The organism is Bradyrhizobium sp. AUGA SZCCT0169 (assembly GCF_018130085.1).
GTDB lineage: Bacteria > Pseudomonadota > Alphaproteobacteria > Rhizobiales > Xanthobacteraceae > Bradyrhizobium.
On sequence record NZ_JAFCMC010000016.1, the window covers coordinates 100497 to 117500 of the forward strand.

At 62.1% G+C, this 17004-nt stretch carries 16 protein-coding genes (1 of these 16 cut by a window edge); 8 read left to right on the forward strand and 8 right to left on the reverse strand.

The genetic code is table 11. The annotated features are described in order from the left end of the window. Nucleotides 1-51 precede the first annotated feature (51 nt). Entirely contained in the window at nucleotides 52-231 is a 180-nt protein-coding gene (locus JQ609_RS19615; protein ID WP_212274590.1) for a hypothetical protein, read from the reverse strand. A 257-nt stretch (nucleotides 232-488) separates the two neighbouring features. Here JQ609_RS19615 and JQ609_RS19620 point away from each other — a divergent pair, with 257 nt between their 5' ends. Further along, nucleotides 489-3758, forward strand: a complete 3270-nt coding sequence (locus tag JQ609_RS19620; protein WP_212274591.1) for a VWA domain-containing protein — start codon at nucleotides 489-491, stop codon at nucleotides 3756-3758. Nucleotides 3759-3844: 86 nt separating this feature from the next. Here the strand turns inward: JQ609_RS19620 and JQ609_RS19625 are convergent, their stop codons facing one another. After that, nucleotides 3845-4387 (reverse strand): methylated-DNA--[protein]-cysteine S-methyltransferase, encoded by a 543-nt coding sequence (locus tag JQ609_RS19625; protein ID WP_212274592.1) that lies wholly within the window; start codon nucleotides 4385-4387, stop codon nucleotides 3845-3847. Nucleotides 4388-4567: 180 nt separating this feature from the next. On the opposite strand from JQ609_RS19625, the gene JQ609_RS19630 reads away from it, so the two are divergent. After that, complete coding sequence (locus JQ609_RS19630; protein ID WP_212274593.1) at nucleotides 4568-5380, forward strand: alpha/beta fold hydrolase; 813 nt, start codon at nucleotides 4568-4570, stop codon at nucleotides 5378-5380. A gap of 4 nt (nucleotides 5381-5384) precedes the next feature. Beyond that, nucleotides 5385-6197 (forward strand): alpha/beta fold hydrolase, encoded by an 813-nt coding sequence (locus JQ609_RS19635; RefSeq protein ID WP_212274594.1) that lies wholly within the window; start codon nucleotides 5385-5387, stop codon nucleotides 6195-6197. Nucleotides 6198-6211: 14 nt separating this feature from the next. Here JQ609_RS19635 and JQ609_RS19640 read toward each other — a convergent pair whose 3' ends face one another. Together JQ609_RS19640 and JQ609_RS19645 are read right to left on the reverse strand one after the other, a co-directional pair. Beyond that, complete coding sequence (locus JQ609_RS19640; RefSeq protein ID WP_212274595.1) at nucleotides 6212-7945, reverse strand: adenylate/guanylate cyclase domain-containing protein; 1734 nt, start codon at nucleotides 7943-7945, stop codon at nucleotides 6212-6214. Nucleotides 7946-8127: 182 nt separating this feature from the next. Beyond that, nucleotides 8128-8583: a carboxymuconolactone decarboxylase family protein gene (locus JQ609_RS19645; RefSeq protein ID WP_212274619.1), complete on the reverse strand. Its 456-nt coding sequence runs from the start codon at nucleotides 8581-8583 to the stop codon at nucleotides 8128-8130. A 115-nt stretch (nucleotides 8584-8698) separates the two neighbouring features. On the opposite strand from JQ609_RS19645, the gene JQ609_RS19650 reads away from it, so the two are divergent. Next, nucleotides 8699-9556, forward strand: a complete 858-nt coding sequence (locus tag JQ609_RS19650) for a sigma-70 family RNA polymerase sigma factor (RefSeq protein ID WP_212274596.1) — start codon at nucleotides 8699-8701, stop codon at nucleotides 9554-9556. A 49-nt stretch (nucleotides 9557-9605) separates the two neighbouring features. Here JQ609_RS19650 and JQ609_RS35800 read toward each other — a convergent pair whose 3' ends face one another. Then, nucleotides 9606-10256, reverse strand: a complete 651-nt coding sequence (locus JQ609_RS35800; protein ID WP_212274597.1) for a BrnT family toxin — start codon at nucleotides 10254-10256, stop codon at nucleotides 9606-9608. A 103-nt stretch (nucleotides 10257-10359) separates the two neighbouring features. On the opposite strand from JQ609_RS35800, the gene JQ609_RS19660 reads away from it, so the two are divergent. The 3 genes from JQ609_RS19660 (at nucleotide 10360) to JQ609_RS19670 (ending at nucleotide 13506) form a co-directional block, all read left to right on the forward strand. After that, entirely contained in the window at nucleotides 10360-11034 is a 675-nt protein-coding gene (locus JQ609_RS19660; RefSeq protein WP_212274598.1) for a GntR family transcriptional regulator, read from the forward strand. A gap of 160 nt (nucleotides 11035-11194) precedes the next feature. Further along, nucleotides 11195-11992: a phytanoyl-CoA dioxygenase family protein gene (locus JQ609_RS19665; protein WP_212274599.1), complete on the forward strand. Its 798-nt coding sequence runs from the start codon at nucleotides 11195-11197 to the stop codon at nucleotides 11990-11992. A gap of 194 nt (nucleotides 11993-12186) precedes the next feature. After that, complete coding sequence (locus JQ609_RS19670) at nucleotides 12187-13506, forward strand: NAD(P)H-dependent oxidoreductase (RefSeq protein WP_212274600.1); 1320 nt, start codon at nucleotides 12187-12189, stop codon at nucleotides 13504-13506. 6 nt (nucleotides 13507-13512) lie between these two features. Here the strand turns inward: JQ609_RS19670 and JQ609_RS19675 are convergent, their stop codons facing one another. Together JQ609_RS19675 and JQ609_RS19680 are read right to left on the reverse strand one after the other, a co-directional pair. Continuing rightward, nucleotides 13513-13884, reverse strand: a complete 372-nt coding sequence (locus tag JQ609_RS19675; RefSeq protein WP_212274601.1) for a VOC family protein — start codon at nucleotides 13882-13884, stop codon at nucleotides 13513-13515. A gap of 69 nt (nucleotides 13885-13953) precedes the next feature. Beyond that, the gene (locus JQ609_RS19680) at nucleotides 13954-15039 is read right to left on the reverse strand and encodes an NAD-dependent epimerase/dehydratase family protein (RefSeq protein WP_212274602.1); all 1086 of its coding nucleotides are present in this window, start codon (nucleotides 15037-15039) and stop codon (nucleotides 13954-13956) included. Between the two features lie 309 nt (nucleotides 15040-15348). Between JQ609_RS19680 and JQ609_RS19685 the strand changes: the two genes are divergently transcribed. Next, nucleotides 15349-16437, forward strand: coding sequence for a TRAP transporter substrate-binding protein (locus tag JQ609_RS19685; protein ID WP_212213991.1), 1089 nt, complete (start codon nucleotides 15349-15351; stop codon nucleotides 16435-16437). 122 nt (nucleotides 16438-16559) lie between these two features. Here the strand turns inward: JQ609_RS19685 and JQ609_RS19690 are convergent, their stop codons facing one another. Then, nucleotides 16560-17004, reverse strand: the 3' portion of a protein-coding gene (locus JQ609_RS19690) for a hypothetical protein (RefSeq protein ID WP_409411191.1). 95 nt of this gene lie beyond the right edge of the window; 445 of the gene's 540 nt are visible here — the last part of the coding sequence; its start codon lies off the right edge, out of view; the stop codon is at nucleotides 16560-16562.

Here is a 17004-nt window from a genome sequence, read left to right on the forward strand (position 1 = left end):
GGATCTCAAAGAGCCAGCATCGCGTCGCTTTGATCTTAGCCTGCTTTCGCTTCACCGGTGCAGCATGGCGTACGCGAGCACCCCGGCTACGATCCAGAACAACAAGCCGGTAAAGACACACATGATGTCGGGAGGGCGCCGCCATCCAAGCGGACCGAGCAGCCTTCTGCCAGTAGCGGCAAACAACTCTTCGAACAGCGCGCCGATCAATCCTGTGATCAGGTCAGCCATGCTTTGTGGCGCCACGCTGTTTGGACTATCCGATCGTCAGCAGTCAGCGGTTGTCGATCAAACCTACCAAGACTTCGTGGATAGGCTTCTTCAAATTGTGTTGATGGCAAAGAATCCAGAACCAATCTGCCCCTCGACCCTGATGAAAAGCGAGTTGTAAGACAAATATTCGTCGCGTTGTGCGAGTGGAGCGGTTATCATGTTCGTCGTAATCGGATAGGAGCTTTGAAGCTGATTTCACAGCGAGGGCGACGGACATGTGGCTCATACTTCTCGACGCATCTGGTTCGATGGCGGATCCATTCAGCAGCACCAGCGAGTTCGCGGCCCGCACGCGGCAAAGCAAGAGCACCGTGAAGATTGATGCCGCAAAAGAATCGCTTATTCTTCACATGCGAGGATTGGGTCAGGCGACCGAAACCGCGATCTTCGTCTTCAGAGATGAAGCCGAACTAATCTACGAAGGCCTATCGTCTCAAAACAGCAAAATAGAAGCGACGCTCGCGACCGTCAAAGCTGGGGGCGGCACGGATATTGCGGCAGCGCTTACCGCTGTGAGCCGCCACGTGGATGCTCATCCCGACCAACCCCTTATCCGGGTACTATTGACTTCGGACGGCTTATCAAGCGTCGACGCAGCCGAGTCCGCGGCCGCCGAACTCAGGAAGCGACGAGTCCCAATCGACGCCATTCTCATCGATCCGAGTGAACCAGGTGAAGAACTGATCCGGCGTGTGATCGGGGGACTCGGCAGTGTTTCCGGAGTGACTTCCGTGTCCGAACTGGGCAAGGCAATTGGCGATATCGGCGAGGAGATGCGGTCCGACGTCGCGGCTGCGGCTCAAGCCCAAACCAACCTCGATACCGCGATGCAGGCAACACCGTCCGTGGCCCCAGCGGAGGATGTCAGTTTCACCGCAGCCTATCCAGGCGAGCTCGCCCAGGACAATTGGGCCTCCTTGTTGGTGTATGTACATCTGTCGGCGCTGGGAGACGAGGCTCGCAGTCGCGCTCTGGGTCTGGGCCGGCTCAAGGGGTCCGAGGTGCTTAGTCCGTCCATGCCTGGGTCAAGCCGTTTCCCACGCGGTACCACCCTCACACTCACGCCTCGGATCGAAGACTTCGTTATCAATCCACCCGCCGCAACAATCAATTGGTACGAGGACATTGAGAGCCACGAGTTTCGGATTCGTCCAGGCCGTGCAACGTCGGGGCCAATCCTCGGCGAGGTCGAAGTCGCGGTCAGGGGCCTTCCCATTGCGCGGGTACCACTGTCGATCCTCGTTCGTCCAACCTCCGACCCGCGGCCAGGCAATAGTGAATCAAAAACAAGTGTTTGCGGGCCGTTCAAGACTGTTTTCGCGTCATACGCCCGAACGAACTTGGATGTCGTCAAGGCCTGCGCCAGCGTGTATTCCGGCCTCGGCATCTACACGGTAATCGACAAGGACGCTTTGATTGCAGGACAAGCCTGGCGTCCCGCGATCCGCGCCTTGATGGCTCGCGCAGACGCGTTCCAGCTTTTTTGGTCCAACGACTCGAGCGTTTCGCGGCCTGTTCAGGACGAAATTGTGGAAGCCATCTCGCTTCAAGGCGACCGGGGGGAAGGCTTCATACGGCCAACTTATTGGATCGAGCCACCGCCCCCTCTGCCTCCGCAACTGGCTTCGCTAAACTTCACGTTTCTGGATCTCGATTGGCTGAAAAACCCATCCACGGACCTTCCGTCGCGAAGCGACCGCGACGTCCCGCTTACCGGTGCAGCTAAAATACCCGTTGACGTTCTGCCCCTTTTGCCGGGAACCTCAATCAATGTCTGTCACGAAATCACGGCGGACACCTCCTTCGCCGTCGATTTCATCGAACAGACCACAGCGGCGCGATATTATCCGGTACCGACATTGCTTGTGGACGAATACACGGTCCGCAGTATCCGAGCGACACAAACTGTCGACTATGAACCTCTCGACCATCAGCGCCAGAAAGCCCTGCTTGATTGGTCGAGCATCATCGGCAGCATCACAGTTGCCTTCCACGTGAACACCTTCTGGGATGGCTCGGACGCGGGTGTCGCAATCGCGCAACACGCTGGACTGAACAGCACCTCATTTGAGGCCTTGCGCCGGATTTCCGAGGGACACCCGCGCTCCTGGCTTCAACCCGCCTGGGTGAGCCCTGGCAATCGCAACAAACTCAACGAGATCCTGTCCCTTCATGACGCCGCAGCGTCTGTCGTCGAGACGGCCCTGGCTGCGGACACCGCGAGCAGCAGTACGAATCTAAAAAGCTATCTGTGGAGTTCCGAAATCTGGATGGATTGGCAAGCCGAACTCGAGCCAATGGGGTTGAAGTTTTCGTTCCAATATCTGGATGCCAGCGGCGTTGCGTTCCGCAACGCCCTTCTTAAACTATGGAGGTTCATAGAGCCGGTGTTGGTCGGCTGTACGGATCGCCTCGAACCTCCAGCCCTACCCAGCCGTTTCCAGTCCGCCGTCCACATCGCCGACGCAATAATCCACGCGCTAAAGGGGCAGTTCGCAACAACGATCGATTTTATCTTGCGCGAGCTGGACGCAGGCGTGGGATGGCGCTCCGCTCACGCAGAGTTGCTGAACCTCGATTTGCCGGGTGTTGAGCCGGAGCAAAAATTCTTCGCATTCGCAGACGTCTTCTTCGGTGCAATAACTACGGTGTTGAAACAGCGAATCCGAGAGGCCGGGGATGAAACCGTTCAGGTCGGCTATACCATTCCAATGCCGGCATGGCGGCGAATAGAGGCCCTGGGCCTGCGCAACAACCTAACCGCCTCGGAAACCGAATCTTACGACATGGAGGGTGGCAAAGATGCCAAGCTCAACGGTCCGATCAGTGGTTTCATCGAATTGCTAAACGTTGCATGGGCCCGGGCAAGAGCCATTCTCAGCGGTCGAATCCGGGTCGATCGCTTCATCGCGAGCGACGTGCCGACCTACGGCATTTTTGCTCCAGCCAAGGTTGCAAAGGTTGACGCAGACTTGCAAGCCAGGATGCTGGAATGGGGCTTACGCAGCGAACTGATGTTACCAAACACCGACCGCGTTCTGCTTTGCGGCAATGCGCTCGACGATTTTCGTGCTACGCTCACGAAGCACCAAAAACAGAACGTCGCCCGACTGTTTCTTCGCAGCATTCTCGTCCACGAACACTTCCATGCGTTCCTGGAGACCGCGCCCATGAGCAATGGGAAGCCGCCTCCCGGACCGAATTTTCTGGAGCAATGGAATGCCGCGAAGCCCGTTAACGAAGCTCTCGCTGCCTGGATGCAGGTCCACATGGCCCGCGACAATCAGCCGTTGTCCTCAATGATCGGGCAGTACGTCAGCGCCGGCTCCTATCCTGAATGGCCCTATGCCGGAGCAGAGACAATCGAAACCGTCTACCAGAAGGATGGAATTGAGGAGATTAGAAACCTCATAGGCAAGCTGAGGACTGATCCACCATTGGCGATTGCATGGATGGAGAAGCACGCAAAGCAGCGCCTTAATTGAGGTCGCTGTACGCAGCAACTTTCGGCGTGGCCGCCGAGTCACCCCGAGCACCGGGCACTGCCCAAGAGCGACGCTAACAGCTATTCTCAATCGAACAGGTTCGGCGTGTGGTTCACGACAGCGCCTTCGATCGCCAGCATCTTCAATTTCGTCACCACGCCGCCATTGGCGGAGAAGCCGCCCGGCTTGTTGCCCGCCGCCAGCACGCGGTGACAGGGCACCACGATCGGACAGGGGTTGCGGCCGAGCGCCTGGCCGACGTCGCGCGATAGCTCGACACCGCCGAGCTTTTTCGCGATATCGCCATAGGTCATGGTCTTGCCCGGCGGAATGGTGCGCGCGATGTCGTAGACGCCGCGGTTGAATTCGGGCACGCCGTCGAGGTCGAGCACGACGTCCGCCAGGTCGTTCGGCTTGCCGGCCAACAGCTCGACAATCCCCTCGATGGCGGACTGCACCTTGGCTGGCGGCTGCGCCTCGTCGATGTCGCCATGGCGCTGCTGCAGGCGGGTGCGGGTCTTCTTCTCGTCGCCCATCGGCAGTTGCACCGACACAATGCCGCGCTCGCCCCACACGATCCCGCAGCGGCCGATCGGGGTGTCGAATATCGCAAATTGCTGTTCGGTCATGATCTCGCTCCAGATCCTCTCGCTCCGATAGTTTGAGCTTGATGCTGGTCTCAAATCTAGGCTTGGAGATTGTTGCTATCCACCCGAAACCTGAGGGAACTTGACGGCATAAACAACTTCCGATGATGTGGGATATTCACCGCGCCATTCAATGGCCCCGCCCCGCACACCGAGCCCCGTATGCAGACCCTCCCCGTCAACGGCTTCGACATGGCCTATCTCGAGGCCGGTGACGGCCCGCCGCTGGTGTGCGTGCACGGCTCGCTGTGCGACTTCCGGATCTGGTCGTCGGTGATGGGGCTGCTGTCGAAAAAACACCGCGTGATCGCGCCGTCGTTGCGGCACTTCTTCCCGGATCATTGGGACGGAATCGGCGATACCTATTCGATCGCGCAGCATGTCGATGACGTGATCGGCTTCATCGAGCAACTGAACCTCGGACCGGTCGATCTGATGGGCCACTCCCGCGGCGGGCACATCGCGTTTCGCGTCGCCCAGCGCCGGCCGGACCTGTTGCGCAAACTGATCCTGGCCGAGCCCGGCGGCGAACTCGACGCCTCGCTCGATCCCGCCTACAAGCCCGGCCCCTCCCCAATCGCGGCCCGGATTGCGGCCTCCGCGGAAGTCATCGCCAAGGGGGATATCGATGGCGGGCTTGCCATCTTCATCGACGCGCTGGAAGGCCCCGGCGCCTGGAAGCGCCTGCCGGCGACGCCAAAGCAATTGCTGCGCGACAACGCCACCACGCTGATCGGCCAGATGCGCGACGCGCGCCCGCCCTTCTCCAGGGCGGATGCCGAAGCGATCAAGACGCCGACGATGTTCATCGGCGGCGCCAACACCCGGGGCGCGATTCCGCTGGTGCTGCGCGCGCTCGCCGCGAACGTTGCGGGGTCGCGCACCGAGATGATCCCCCGCACCACGCATCCGATGTTCGAACAGGCGCCACAGAAATATTGCGAGATCGTGCTCGCGTTCCTGGCAGAGGCTTGATCCCATGCAGACGCTTACCGTCAACGGCTATGACATCGCCTATCTCGACGTCGGAAAGGGCCGGCCGCTCGTCTGCGTCCACGGCACGCTCGGCGATTTCCGCACCTGGTATCCGGTGCTCGGGCCGCTGTCGAAAAAACACCGCGTGATCTCGCTCAGCCTGCGGCACTTCTTCCCGGAGCACTGGGACGGCGTCGGCAACGACTATCTGATGGCGCAGCACGTCTCCGACGTCATCGGCTTCATCGAGCAACTGAAACTCGGTCCCGTTGACCTGATGGGACATTCCCGCGGCGGACATATCGCCTTTCGCGTCGCCGAGCAGCGGCCGGATCTATTGCGCAAGCTGGTGCTCGCCGAGCCCGGCGGCGACCTCGACGCCACGCTCAGTTCAGCCGGTGCGGGCCCGGGTTCGTCGGCGATTGCGGCGCGGATTCCGGCCGCGGTGGAGAAAGTCAAAAGCGGCGATATCGACGGCGCGCTTGACCTGATCGTCGACATGATCGATGGCGAGGGCACCTGGAAGCGGCTGCCGGCTGCGCCCAAACAGCAGCTCCGCGACAATGCGTTCACGCTGATCGGCCAGGTCGGCGAGAGGCGCCGGCCGTTTTCACGCAGCGAAGCGGAATCGATTGGGATGCCGACCTTGCTGATCGGCGGCGGCGACACCCAGGGCTCGCTGGCGCAGATCTGGCGCGTGCTGGCGCAGCATATTCCGGGCGCCAAAACCGCCGTGATCCCCGGCGCCCGCCACTGGATCTTCGATCAGGCGCCGCAGGAATACTCCGAGGCTGTGATGGAGTTCCTGGCGGCGTGAGCGCTGCCAGTTGATCACTTTTCATCGAGACGCCATGCGCCGTCCCAATCGGCGGCCGGCGGGCTGGCCTGAAGTTCACCGATGCGTTTGATGAATACCCCGGACGGACCGTCGGCGGGGACCGCTTCGAGCCCGGCGCTGAAGGCGTGGCGCGCGTCGTCCCAACGGCGCTCGCGATAGGCGGCGAGCCCTTTCGAATAGCTGTCCAGCAGCGACACCTGCTCCGACGTGAGTTCGTCCTCGCGCCCGATGATCTCGAACACCGTCTCCGGCTGGCTCTGGCCGACCACGACCAGGCGGTCGATCTCGCGAAACGCCAATCCGTCACCGGCTGCGGCGATGGTCGGCGCCGAGACCAGGCAATGGCTGCCATAGGCCTTGTTGGCGCCCTCCAGCCGCGACGCCAGATTCACCGCGTCGCCCATCACCGTGTAGCTCATCATGAATTCCGAACCGATGCTGCCGACCAGCACCTCGCCGGTCGCAACGCCGATACGGACGTCGCAGTCGCTCGGCACCGTGCGCACGCCGAGCAATTCGGGAAGCTCCGTCCGCAACGCCGTCCCGCGGCGGGCCATGTCGATCGCGGCCAGACAGGCCAGCCGCGCCTGTTCGCCGTCTTCGTTGAATGGTGGACCCCAATAGGCCATGATCGCGTCGCCGATATATTTATCGATGATGCCGTGATGGTTGCGGATCGGCCCCGACATCGTCGACAGGTAATGGTTCATCACCTTGACCAGCCCCTGCGGCGTCATGCCCGTGCTGAGGCTGGTGAATCCCTTCATGTCGCAGAACAGCACCGTCATCACGCGGCGCTCGCCGTCGGTTGCGGTCTGCGCCTGCCGGTCGATCAACCCCGCGACAACGCGCGGGTCGATATAGCGGCCGAAGGTTTCGCGCATCTTCTCCTTGTGGCGCAATTGTTCGACCATGTTGTTGAACGCGGACGTGAGCTGGCCGATCTCGTCGCGCGTGGTGACATCGATCGATCCATCGAGACGGCCGGCCTCGACGGCGCGGGTGCCCTCCAGCAACCGCCGCACGGGCCGGGTAATCCCGGTGCTGATGAAGATCGCGAACATCAATCCCAGTATAGCTGCAAGCCCGGTCAGGATCGCGGAGATCACGATCGTCTTTTGCTGGTCGCGCATCGTCACCACGGCATCGCTGCGAACTTGCGTCAGCATGTCCTTCCTGATGTCCTCGACCTTCTGATTGAACTCGTCGCGCAGCTGATCGGCCCGTGCCACGATGGCCTGGGCCTCGGTGAATTTGCGTGCCTCCAGCAGCGGCAGCAGGCGCAGATATTCCTCCCGCATGTAGCGGCGCAGATCGCCGTTGGCATTTTCGATGCGAGTGTCGATCCGGCCAAGTCCGGCGTTGTCGGAAGCCGTGGAGGTATCTTCGATGATAGCGTTGATCAGCTTGCGCGCGGCCTTCGCCTCCTCGTCAATATCCTGTCCTTTCGCCTCATAGGTCTTCTGGCGCTCGGCAAAGCCGGCCTCATCCGGCGGCGTCTGCATCCGGGCGATCACCATGCGGCGCAACGCCAGCGCCTGCTCCAGCGAGCGGACATTCATCCGCGCCAGATGTCCGTAGGCCTCGACATATTTGGTTGAGAGTTCGTCGAGCTGATGGGCGACCTTTCGCGTCATCACCGTCGACAAAACCGATGTGATCGCCATCAGGACGATCAGCCCGACCGCGATGGCAAGGATTCGCTTCCTGATCGACGGTCGCAACATGGCTCGGGGCTCTGACATAACGGGCACCGGAATGGATGACTGAGGCAAACGAAAAAGCCCGGCCGATCGGGATCGGCCAGGCTTGTTCTTTAGCTCGCGCAGGTAAATTAAGCACGAGCGGGCGCACTGGAATTGAGGCCAATGTCCGGGGATTCCGGGCCGGCCCCCGGCGTAACCGCCCCTCAGACCTTCCAGACACCCACGGGCTGGCGCACGGCGACGTTGAGTCTGTTCCAGACATTGATGTTGGCGATCGCCAGGACCAGCGCTGCAAGCTCCTGCTCGTCGAAATGCTTGTCGGCCTCATTCCAGATCGCATCCGGCACCGGATCGGCGCGGTCGCTGATGCGGGTCAGCGCTTCCGTCAGCGCCAATGCGGCCCGCTCGCCTTCCGTGAAGTAAGGCGTGTCGTGCCAGGCCGCGACCGCGAACAGCCGCTCATCGGTCTCGCCGGCTTTCTTGGCGATCTTGGGGTGCATGTCGACGCAAACGCTGCAGCCGTTGATCTGGCTGGCGCGCAGATGCACCAGCTCGAGCAGCTTTTCCGGCAAGCTGTTCTTGGTCAGTTCGCCGAGCGAGTGCAGCGCCTTCATGGCGTCGGGAACGACCATGACTGGGTGGTTCATTCGAGCCTGCATCATTTCTCTCTCCATCCGTTGGTTAGGTTTTGACGTGACCGCGCCGATTTTCTGTCACACCGGCGGGGTTTCGTTCGTCATAGCCATGACGAGACACGACATGGGAATGTGACCGATGGACGAGAAAAAGTTTCTGGCTGAGAAATTCGAGGCCAACCGGGCCCATCTGAGGGCGGTGGCCTACCGCATGCTGGGATCGACCGCTGAGGTCGACGATGCCGTGCAGGAGACCTGGTTGCGCCTTGGCCGTACCGATACCGGTGCGGTCGAAAACCTCGGCGGCTGGCTCACCACGGTGGTCGCCCGCGTCTGCCTCGACATGCTGCGGTCGCGCAAATCGCGGCGCGAGGAACCGATGGGCCCGGATGTGGCGGAACCCATCGCCCACGACGAACACGAGGGCGATGCTGATATGGCCGATTCCGTCGGCGCGGCGCTGCTCGTGGTGCTGGAGACGCTGGCGCCGGCCGAACGGCTGGCCTTCGTGCTGCACGACATGTTCGCCGTTCCCTTTGAGGAGATCGCGCCGATCGTCGGCCGCACGCCCGCCGCAGCGAGGCAACTCGCCAGCCGCGCCCGCCGCCGGGTGCAGGGCACCCCGCCCGCGCCGGACGCCGATTTCAGCCGGCAGAAACAGATCGTCGATGCATTCCTGGCGGCCTCGCGCGGCGGTGACTTCGAAGGGCTGCTCGCGGTGCTGGATCCTGACGTGGTGTTCCGTGCCGACCAGGCCGCCCAGCGGCTGGGTTCGCTGCCGGAAATCCGCGGTGCTGCGGCGGTGGCCGAAACTTTCAAGGGCCGCGCCCAGGCCGCAAGGCCCGCGCTGGTCGATGGTGCGCTGGGGGTCGCCGTCGTCCTCGGCGGCGAAATGCGCATCGTGCTGCGGCTGACCATCAGCGGCGAGCGGATATCGGCGGTGGACGCGGTGGCGGACGCGGAAGCGATCGGCACGTTCGATGTGGAGGTGCTCTAAGTCCGAGCGCAACTACCGGAAGGAGCGGTTCGGACCTGCGCCACCCCTTCTACGCTATTCCTTCTGCCAGCAACCGGCGCATGACCTCCGGGTCACGTTCGATTGCCAACAACAGCGCCCGGGCCGGTGCATCCGGCGTGCTTCGACGCTGCTCCCAATCGCGCAGCGTGGTGATCGGAAGGTGGAAGGCCTCAGCAAATTGCATCTGCGTCATGCCGAGGCGTTGTCGAAGCACCTTTACGCGCGACACCCGGCGCATCCCGGACAGTTGCTCTGGCGTGAGCGGCTGGGCGTCGGGATCGGACAGTGCAGCGGCCACGACTTCCTCATCGGTCACGGCATCGAGTCGCGTCCAATCGGTATCGCTCCGAGGCGATGTGCTACCAGGCTTCGTGGTCACCCGCGTAGTACCGGTCTTGTTCATGTCGTGTGGCTTTCGGGCCGATATAATTCTGCAGCTATCTTCGCCACGCAGTGTGATCACAAACAGGACGTTGCTACGAGCCATTCCGATGACCTGAACTCGCTCCTCTTCGTATACGAACCGGGTGTCGACTTCTTCCAAACGGTTCGCATCTTCGAGGGCAGCAATCGCATCCGCAAAGTCCACGCCGTGCTTGCGAAGGTTCTCAGCGGCTTTGCCATTGTCCCATTCATACTGCACACAGGAGACAGTACCGGATACCGGTAGTCCACGCAATCTGCGCGGCTTTCGGCAAGGCCAGCGGCCCTCTTGACCTGGTCACCTGCCGGGAGTATCCATACCGAATACGGAATTCCGTATTCCTCTTTGGACAGCCGGCATGATCCCGTTAGATCCGCTCCCCAACCTGATCGACCAGGTCTATGCCCGGATCCTCGAGGCGATCATCGACCGCACGCTGCCGCCGGGGCAGCGCATCACCCAGAACGAGCTGGCCGAGAAGCTTGGCGTATCGCGCCAGCCGGTTTCCCACGCCCTTCATCTGCTGCACCGTCAGGGCCTGGTGGCCGAGAGCGGCCGCCGCGGCTTTGAGGTCACCGAACTCGACCCGGCGCGTATCCGCCAGCTCTACGAGGTCCGCGGGGCCATCGACGCCCTGGCAGCACGGCTTGCCGCCGGACGCGTGAAGACCGACACGGCCGGACGGGCGGCGCTGGAAGCGGCCTTGGAGGCCGGCCGGACCATCGGCCAAGGCACCCCGCTGGCGCGGCTGATTGCGCTCGACGTCGACTTTCACAGCGCGATCTACCGCCTCGCAGGGAACCCTGCGATCGAGGAAATGATCGCGCCGCAATGGCCGCACATGCGCCGCTCGATGGCCACCGTGCTGGCCGAACTCGATTACCGCGACAGCGCCTGGAGCGAACACGAGGCGATCGCCGTGCAGATTCTGGCCGGCAATGCTGGGGAAGCCGAGGCTGCGGCGTTGGCGCATGCGCAGACGGCAGGACGGATGACGGAGGAAAGACTGAGGGCGACGAGCAAGGCGGCGTAGCAGCAGGGAATCCTCATCCCTGCATAACGGCTCCGCCGTTATTGCTGGAGGAGCGGCAAAGACGCGTCTCGAAGGATGGGCCGGCAGCCTCATGGTTCGAGACGCGCGAAGACGCGCTCCTCACCATGAGGGAGAGAAACAAAACAAAGGGAGAGACGACATGAAACTCATGCAAGAGCAGATCGACTATTTCAACCGCGAAGGCTGGCTGTTCCTGCCCGAGCTGTTCAGCCCCGAGGAAGTGGCCTATCTCGCCCGCGAGGCTGTCAGCATCTATGACGCCGACCGGCCCGAGGTGTGGCGCGAGAAGAGCGGTGCGCCGCGTACCGCCTTTGCGGCGCATCTCTACAACGAGGCGTTCGGCGCGCTCGGTGCGCATCCGCGCATGATCGAGCCGGTCGAGCAGGTGTTCGGCGAAAAAGTCTACATGCATCAATACAAGATCAACGCCAAATCCGCCTTCACCGGCGATGTCTGGCAATGGCATCAGGATTACGGCACCTGGAAGCGCGACGACGGCATGCCGCAACCCCGCGCGATGAATATCGCGATCTTCCTCGACGAGGTGATGCCGATCAACGGTCCCCTGATGCTGGTGCCCAAGAGCCAGCACGCCGGCGACTTGCAGGCCTCGCACGATCTCGAGACCACCTCCTATCCGCTGTGGACGCTGGACGAGGCCACGGTGACGAGGCTGGTGAAGGAAGGCGGCATCGTCGCGCCGACCGGCAAGGCCGGCGGCATGCTGATGTTCCACGGCAATCTGGTGCACGGTTCGGCCGGCAACATCACGCCCTACCCGCGCAAGATCGTCTATCTGACGCTGAATGCGGTCTCCAATTACATCCGCACCCCGACGCGGCCGGAATATATCGCCCATCGCGATTTCACGCCGATCCAGACCGTCGATGACGACGCGCTGTTGCGATTGGCGCGGGCGCATCGCCAGGCGGCGTAGGCCACTCTCGTGCCCCGGACGCCGCGCAGCACCATCAGCGCGTTTACGCGCGTCTTCGACGCGCTATGGTGATGCGCTGCTGAGCCGGGGCCCGTACTTGAACCAAGCCCGGTTATCTCCATGGGTCCCGGCTCTGCGGAGCAGCGTGAAGAACGCTGCACCGCGTCCGGGACACGCCAACTTTCGGATTTGCCATGAATCTCCACCACCTCCTCCAGGCCCGCCATGCCGCCGGCAAACCGGTTCGCGTCGCGCTGATCGGCGCCGGCAAGTTCGGCTCGATGTTCCTGGCACAGGTGCCGCACACGCCTGGACTCGAGGTGCCGCTGATTATCGATCTCGACCGCGACCGCGCGCGCGAGGCGTGCCGTACCGTCGGCTGGGACCAGGAACGGATCGCACGGACCGCCTTCACCGATGACGGCCTGCGCGCGATCGCCAGCGGCGCGATGGATGTCGTGGTGGAGGCGACCGGCAATCCGGCCGTCGGCATCCGGCATGCGCGCGCGGCGATTGCGGCCGGCAAGCATGTCGTAATGGTCAATGTCGAGGCCGATGTGCTGGCAGGTCCGCTGCTGGCGGAGGAAGCCCGCAAGGCCGGCGTGGTCTATTCGCTGGCCTATGGCGATCAGCCGGCGCTCACATCAGAGATGGTGGACTGGGCGCGCGCCACGGGGTTTCGCGTCGTCGCCGCCGGCAAGGGTACAAAGTATCTGCCGGCCTATCACGACGTGACGCCGGAAGGCGTCTGGGGCCATTACGGCCTCACCGCGGATGAGGCGCAATCGGCGGGCATGAATCCGCAGATGTTCAACTCGTTTCTCGACGGCACCAAATCCGCCATCGAGATGGCGGCGATCGCCAATGCGTGCCAGCTCGACGTGCCGACCGACGGCTTGCTGTTTCCGCCTTGCGGCGTCGACGACCTGCCGCATGTGATGCGGCCGCGCGACAAAGGCGGCGTGCTCGAGAAATCCGGCGTGGTCGAAGTGGTGTCGTCGCTGGAGCGTGACGGCAGGGCGGTGTTTCGCGATCTGCGCTGGGGCGTTTACGTCGTGCTGGAAGCACCGAACGATTATGCCGCGGACTGTTTCAAGCAGTACGGGCTGAAGACCGACGCATCGGGGCGGTTTGCTGCGATGTACAAGCCGTATCACCTGATCGGACTGGAGCTGAACATCTCGATCCTGTCGGCGGCGTTGCGCAATGAGCCGACCGGGCAACCGCATGGTTTTCGCGGCGATGTCGCGGCGGTCGCGAAACGCGACCTGCGCGCCGGCGAAATGCTCGACGGCGAAGGTGGCTACACGGTATGGGGCAAATTGATGCCGGCAGCCGCCAGCCTCAAAGCCGGCGCGCTGCCGATTGGTCTCGCCCATCGCGTCAAGCTGAAGAACAACGTCGCCCATGGCGCCGTGGTGCGCTGGAGCGACGTCGAGGTCGATGAAGGCAATGACACCATCAAGACGCGGAAGGCGATGGAAGCGAAGTTCGGGGCGGCGGGTAATACGTAGATTGGGTCACGCCTGCTTCCGCCGGCAAACCGCCTCGATGTTGTGGCCGTCGGGATCGAGCACGAACGCGCCGTAGTAATCTTCATGATAATGCGGGCGCAGCCCCGGCTGCCCGTTGTCGCGTCCCCCGGCTGCGAGCGCGGCCTGGTGAAATCGGTCCACGGTTTCCCTGTCCTGGGCCACAAAGGCGACGTGGCTGCCGGTTTGCGACGCGTTTTTCTCGCCGATCCAGAAGAATGCCTTGCGATCGGCTCCATAGCCGGCGGCGGTTGGACCGTCAGCGTACAAGCGCTCGATGCCGAGCGGGCGAAGCGCGTGATCGTAGAATTTCCTTGACCGCTCGATATCGCTGACGCCCAGCGAGACGTGATCCAGCATTGCAGCCTCCTGATTATCTCGACGATTCATGACGGCATCTGGCGCGGATCGGCGCAGCCTCCGAATTTGCTACGGCAGCAAGCGGCTCGATCGCGCGATGCCAAACCATTTCCGGAACATCACCTCGGTATCCATCATCTCCGTAAAGCCGGCCTGGTTGATCTTCACGGTCGAGACGATCGAGGGCGGCCCCGACTGGGTGTGGCCATAGCGCATGCTGTAATCGGCGTACTGGAACGAAAGGCCGACAAATTCTTCAAGGCCGGGCGAAATCAGATTGTGCTTGCGTCGCAGCTCGTCCCACGGCGCGATCCATTTGGGATACTCGCGCGCCAGCGACAGCGCCACGGCATTGCCCGGCTTCATCTCAAGCGCGTCTGCAATCGCCGGCCAGACATTCTCCCAGGTGAAGACATCGCCATTGGTGACGTTGAAGGCTTCGTTGCGCGCGGCGGCCGCCTCGCCGGCCCAGGCGATCGCGCGCGCCAAAAGATCGACGTCGACCGCTTGCGAAACCCGCGCGGCGCCGCCGGGATAATCGAGCGGGCGGCCTTGCTCGCGCAACATGGCGGCATAGACGCCGAGCGGCGGGATCAGGTCCATCGCGCCGCCGATCGTCTCACCGACGATCAGGACCGGCCGCAGAATGCTCCAGTGCCAGGCTTTGCCCTGCTGCAGCTCACGCAGGAAATTCTCCTGCGCCCAGTAGAAATTCGGCTGCTCGTACATTTCCGAGCGGCCCTCGCGCGCCGGCACGGTGAGCGGGCGGACGTGGACGCCATAGGCCTTGGTGCCTTGCAGAAGTGCGACATGCCGAAGCTGCGGCGCGACCGGTTCGAGCGCGGCCATCAGATTGCGCAGCATCAAATCGTTGGTGCGGATCTGATCCTGATCGCGCCAGCCGTCGACCAGATTGGGCGCTTCATAGAGCGCGGCGTAGACAAGGTGGGTGGCGCCCTGCAATTCGGTTGCGGCGCGCCGGCACTGCACGGGATCGGTGAGGTCGATCGGAACGTGCCGGGCTCGATAGAGCTCGCGCGGCCTGCGCCGCGACAGCGCCAGAACGTCGCATCCCCCGGCGGCGCCGAAGTGCCGCAATGCGGCATTTCCCACCAATCCCGTGGCGCCCGCGACCACGACCTTCTTCTCTGCCATTTCCGGCTCCCAGCGGCGATTACCGGCCTTCCTATCAGACGAAGGCCCGTCGCGTCAGTTTACGTCTTAGCCTTTCGTCGTGTGAAGGCGGGCAATTGAGGGGGCGGCCATTGCGTAAACTTATTGCAGCTGTTCGCAGCTGCGGCCGGACCAGAACCCTTGATTATCGACCCCCGATTGGTCATCCTGCCCTACGGGTTTGAAAGGATTGATCTCAATCACCAATCGAACGTCGGCCATCGTCGGACAGAAACGACAAATCAAGATCGTTGTCCCGTGGTCAGTATTAAAAAACAAAAGGGGAAACGAATGAAACGTCGTGATTTTATCAAAGTAGGCGGTGTCGGCCTCGCTGCGACTGCGGTCGCATCACCTGCCATCGCGCAATCCAATCCTGAAATTAAGTGGCGGCTTGCGGCCAGCTGGCCAAAGGCACTCGATACGCTCTACGGCGGCTGCGAATTTTTCTGCAAGCGCGTTGCCGATATCACCGACAACAAATTCCAGATTCAACCGTTCGCCGCCGGCGAAATCGTGCCGGGCCTGCAGGTGCTCGACGCCGTCTCCAACGGCACCGTCGAAATGGGCAACACGGCGCTTTATTACTATTGGGGCAAGAATCCTGCCTTCACCTTCGGCACCTCGCTGCCGTTCGGGCTCAACACGCGCGCGCATATCGCGTGGATGCGGTTCGGCGGTGGCATGGACATGCTGAACGACCTGATGAAGGAATATAAGGTCACCGGCGTTCCGACCGGCAGCACGGGCGCCCAGATGGGCGGCTGGTTCCGGAAGGAAATCAAGTCGATGGAGGATTTCAAGGGCCTGAAATTCCGCGTCGGCGGTTTCGCAGGCACCATCATCGCCAAGGTCGGCGGCGTACCGCAGCAGATCGCGGGCGGCGACATCTATCCGGCGCTCGAAAAGGGCACCATCGACGCGGCCGAGTGGGTCGGTCCCTACGACGACGAAAAGCTCGGCTTCGTCAAGGTCGCGAAGTACTACTATTATCCGGGTTGGTGGGAAGGCACCGGCCAGGGCCACAACATCATGAACACCGAGAAGTTCAACGCCCTGCCGAAGCACTATCAGGCCGCGATCGAAACCGCGTCCTACGACACGTTCAGCTGGGTCACCGGCAAATACGACTACGTCAACGCGGCAGCCTTGAAGCGGCTCCTGGTGGCGGGTGCGATCCTGAAGCCGTTCCCGCAGGAAGTGCTGGAAGCCTGCTACAATGCGGCGAACGAGATCTACGCCGATTTGTCCAAGACAAATCCGCACTTCGCCAAGATGTACAGCAGCCTGACCGCGTTCCGCGCCGAATCGGTGGCGTGGATGCAGGTGGCCGAACTGAGCTACGACAGCTTCATGATGCGGATGCGCACCAAGACCTGAGGCACTACAGTCAAAACGACAGAAGCCCCGGAGATTTCTCCGGGGCTTTTTGTTGGGCGACTTTCGCGGGAAGAAAACGCGTCAAAACAGGAGCTTTCGGCTCAATTAGAACCGGTAATGCTTTAGTCCTCGCTGAGCGCGTCGGCGAGCTTGTCGTAGTACTTCGTCACCAGCTCGATATTGCCCTTGTTCTCGATCACCGGCTGCGGCGATTTCAGCGCCTCGTTGAGATCGGCAAGCGCCTCCTTCTTGTCCTTGGCCGGCATTTTCTTGTCGGCCTGGACCTGAGCTATTGCTGACTTGAGAACCGCTTCGGCGCCGACATACTTCTTGGTCGCCTGATCGAACCCGCTTAGCACCAGGGTGATGTTGTCGACGACGATGTTGTAATCTTCAAAGCTGGCAAACCCGTTCTTCTTGGCGATGCCGTCGAGCTGCGCGGTAATCTTCGGATCCGGCTTGGCGTTCTCGTCGATCTTTTCGGTGATCGGGTCGATTTCCTTGGCGGCGGAGAGCACGCCCTGAATATGGGCTTCGGTCAGCGCGATCTGCTTCAGCGGAGCTTCC

Excerpts from the sequence above, each read along its gene's own strand:
- JQ609_RS19650 (WP_212274596.1), top strand. The coding sequence starts at position 8,699 with ATGGACGAGAAAAAGTTTCTGGCTGAGAAATTCGAGGCCAACCGGGCC.
- JQ609_RS19620 (WP_212274591.1), top strand. The coding sequence starts at position 489 with ATGTGGCTCATACTTCTCGACGCATCTGGTTCGATGGCGGATCCATTC.
- JQ609_RS19665 (WP_212274599.1), top strand. The coding sequence starts at position 11,195 with ATGAAACTCATGCAAGAGCAGATCGACTATTTCAACCGCGAAGGCTGG.
- JQ609_RS19615 (WP_212274590.1), bottom strand. The coding sequence starts at position 231 with ATGGCTGACCTGATCACAGGATTGATCGGCGCGCTGTTCGAAGAGTTG.
- JQ609_RS19630 (WP_212274593.1), top strand. The coding sequence starts at position 4,568 with ATGCAGACCCTCCCCGTCAACGGCTTCGACATGGCCTATCTCGAGGCC.
- JQ609_RS19635 (WP_212274594.1), top strand. The coding sequence starts at position 5,385 with ATGCAGACGCTTACCGTCAACGGCTATGACATCGCCTATCTCGACGTC.
- JQ609_RS19685 (WP_212213991.1), top strand. The coding sequence starts at position 15,349 with ATGAAACGTCGTGATTTTATCAAAGTAGGCGGTGTCGGCCTCGCTGCG.
- JQ609_RS19640 (WP_212274595.1), bottom strand. The coding sequence starts at position 7,945 with ATGTTGCGACCGTCGATCAGGAAGCGAATCCTTGCCATCGCGGTCGGG.
- JQ609_RS19625 (WP_212274592.1), bottom strand. The coding sequence starts at position 4,387 with ATGACCGAACAGCAATTTGCGATATTCGACACCCCGATCGGCCGCTGC.
- JQ609_RS19675 (WP_212274601.1), bottom strand. The coding sequence starts at position 13,884 with ATGCTGGATCACGTCTCGCTGGGCGTCAGCGATATCGAGCGGTCAAGG.
- JQ609_RS19670 (WP_212274600.1), top strand. The coding sequence starts at position 12,187 with ATGAATCTCCACCACCTCCTCCAGGCCCGCCATGCCGCCGGCAAACCG.
- JQ609_RS19680 (WP_212274602.1), bottom strand. The coding sequence starts at position 15,039 with ATGGCAGAGAAGAAGGTCGTGGTCGCGGGCGCCACGGGATTGGTGGGA.
- JQ609_RS19645 (WP_212274619.1), bottom strand. The coding sequence starts at position 8,583 with ATGCAGGCTCGAATGAACCACCCAGTCATGGTCGTTCCCGACGCCATG.
- JQ609_RS19660 (WP_212274598.1), top strand. The coding sequence starts at position 10,360 with ATGATCCCGTTAGATCCGCTCCCCAACCTGATCGACCAGGTCTATGCC.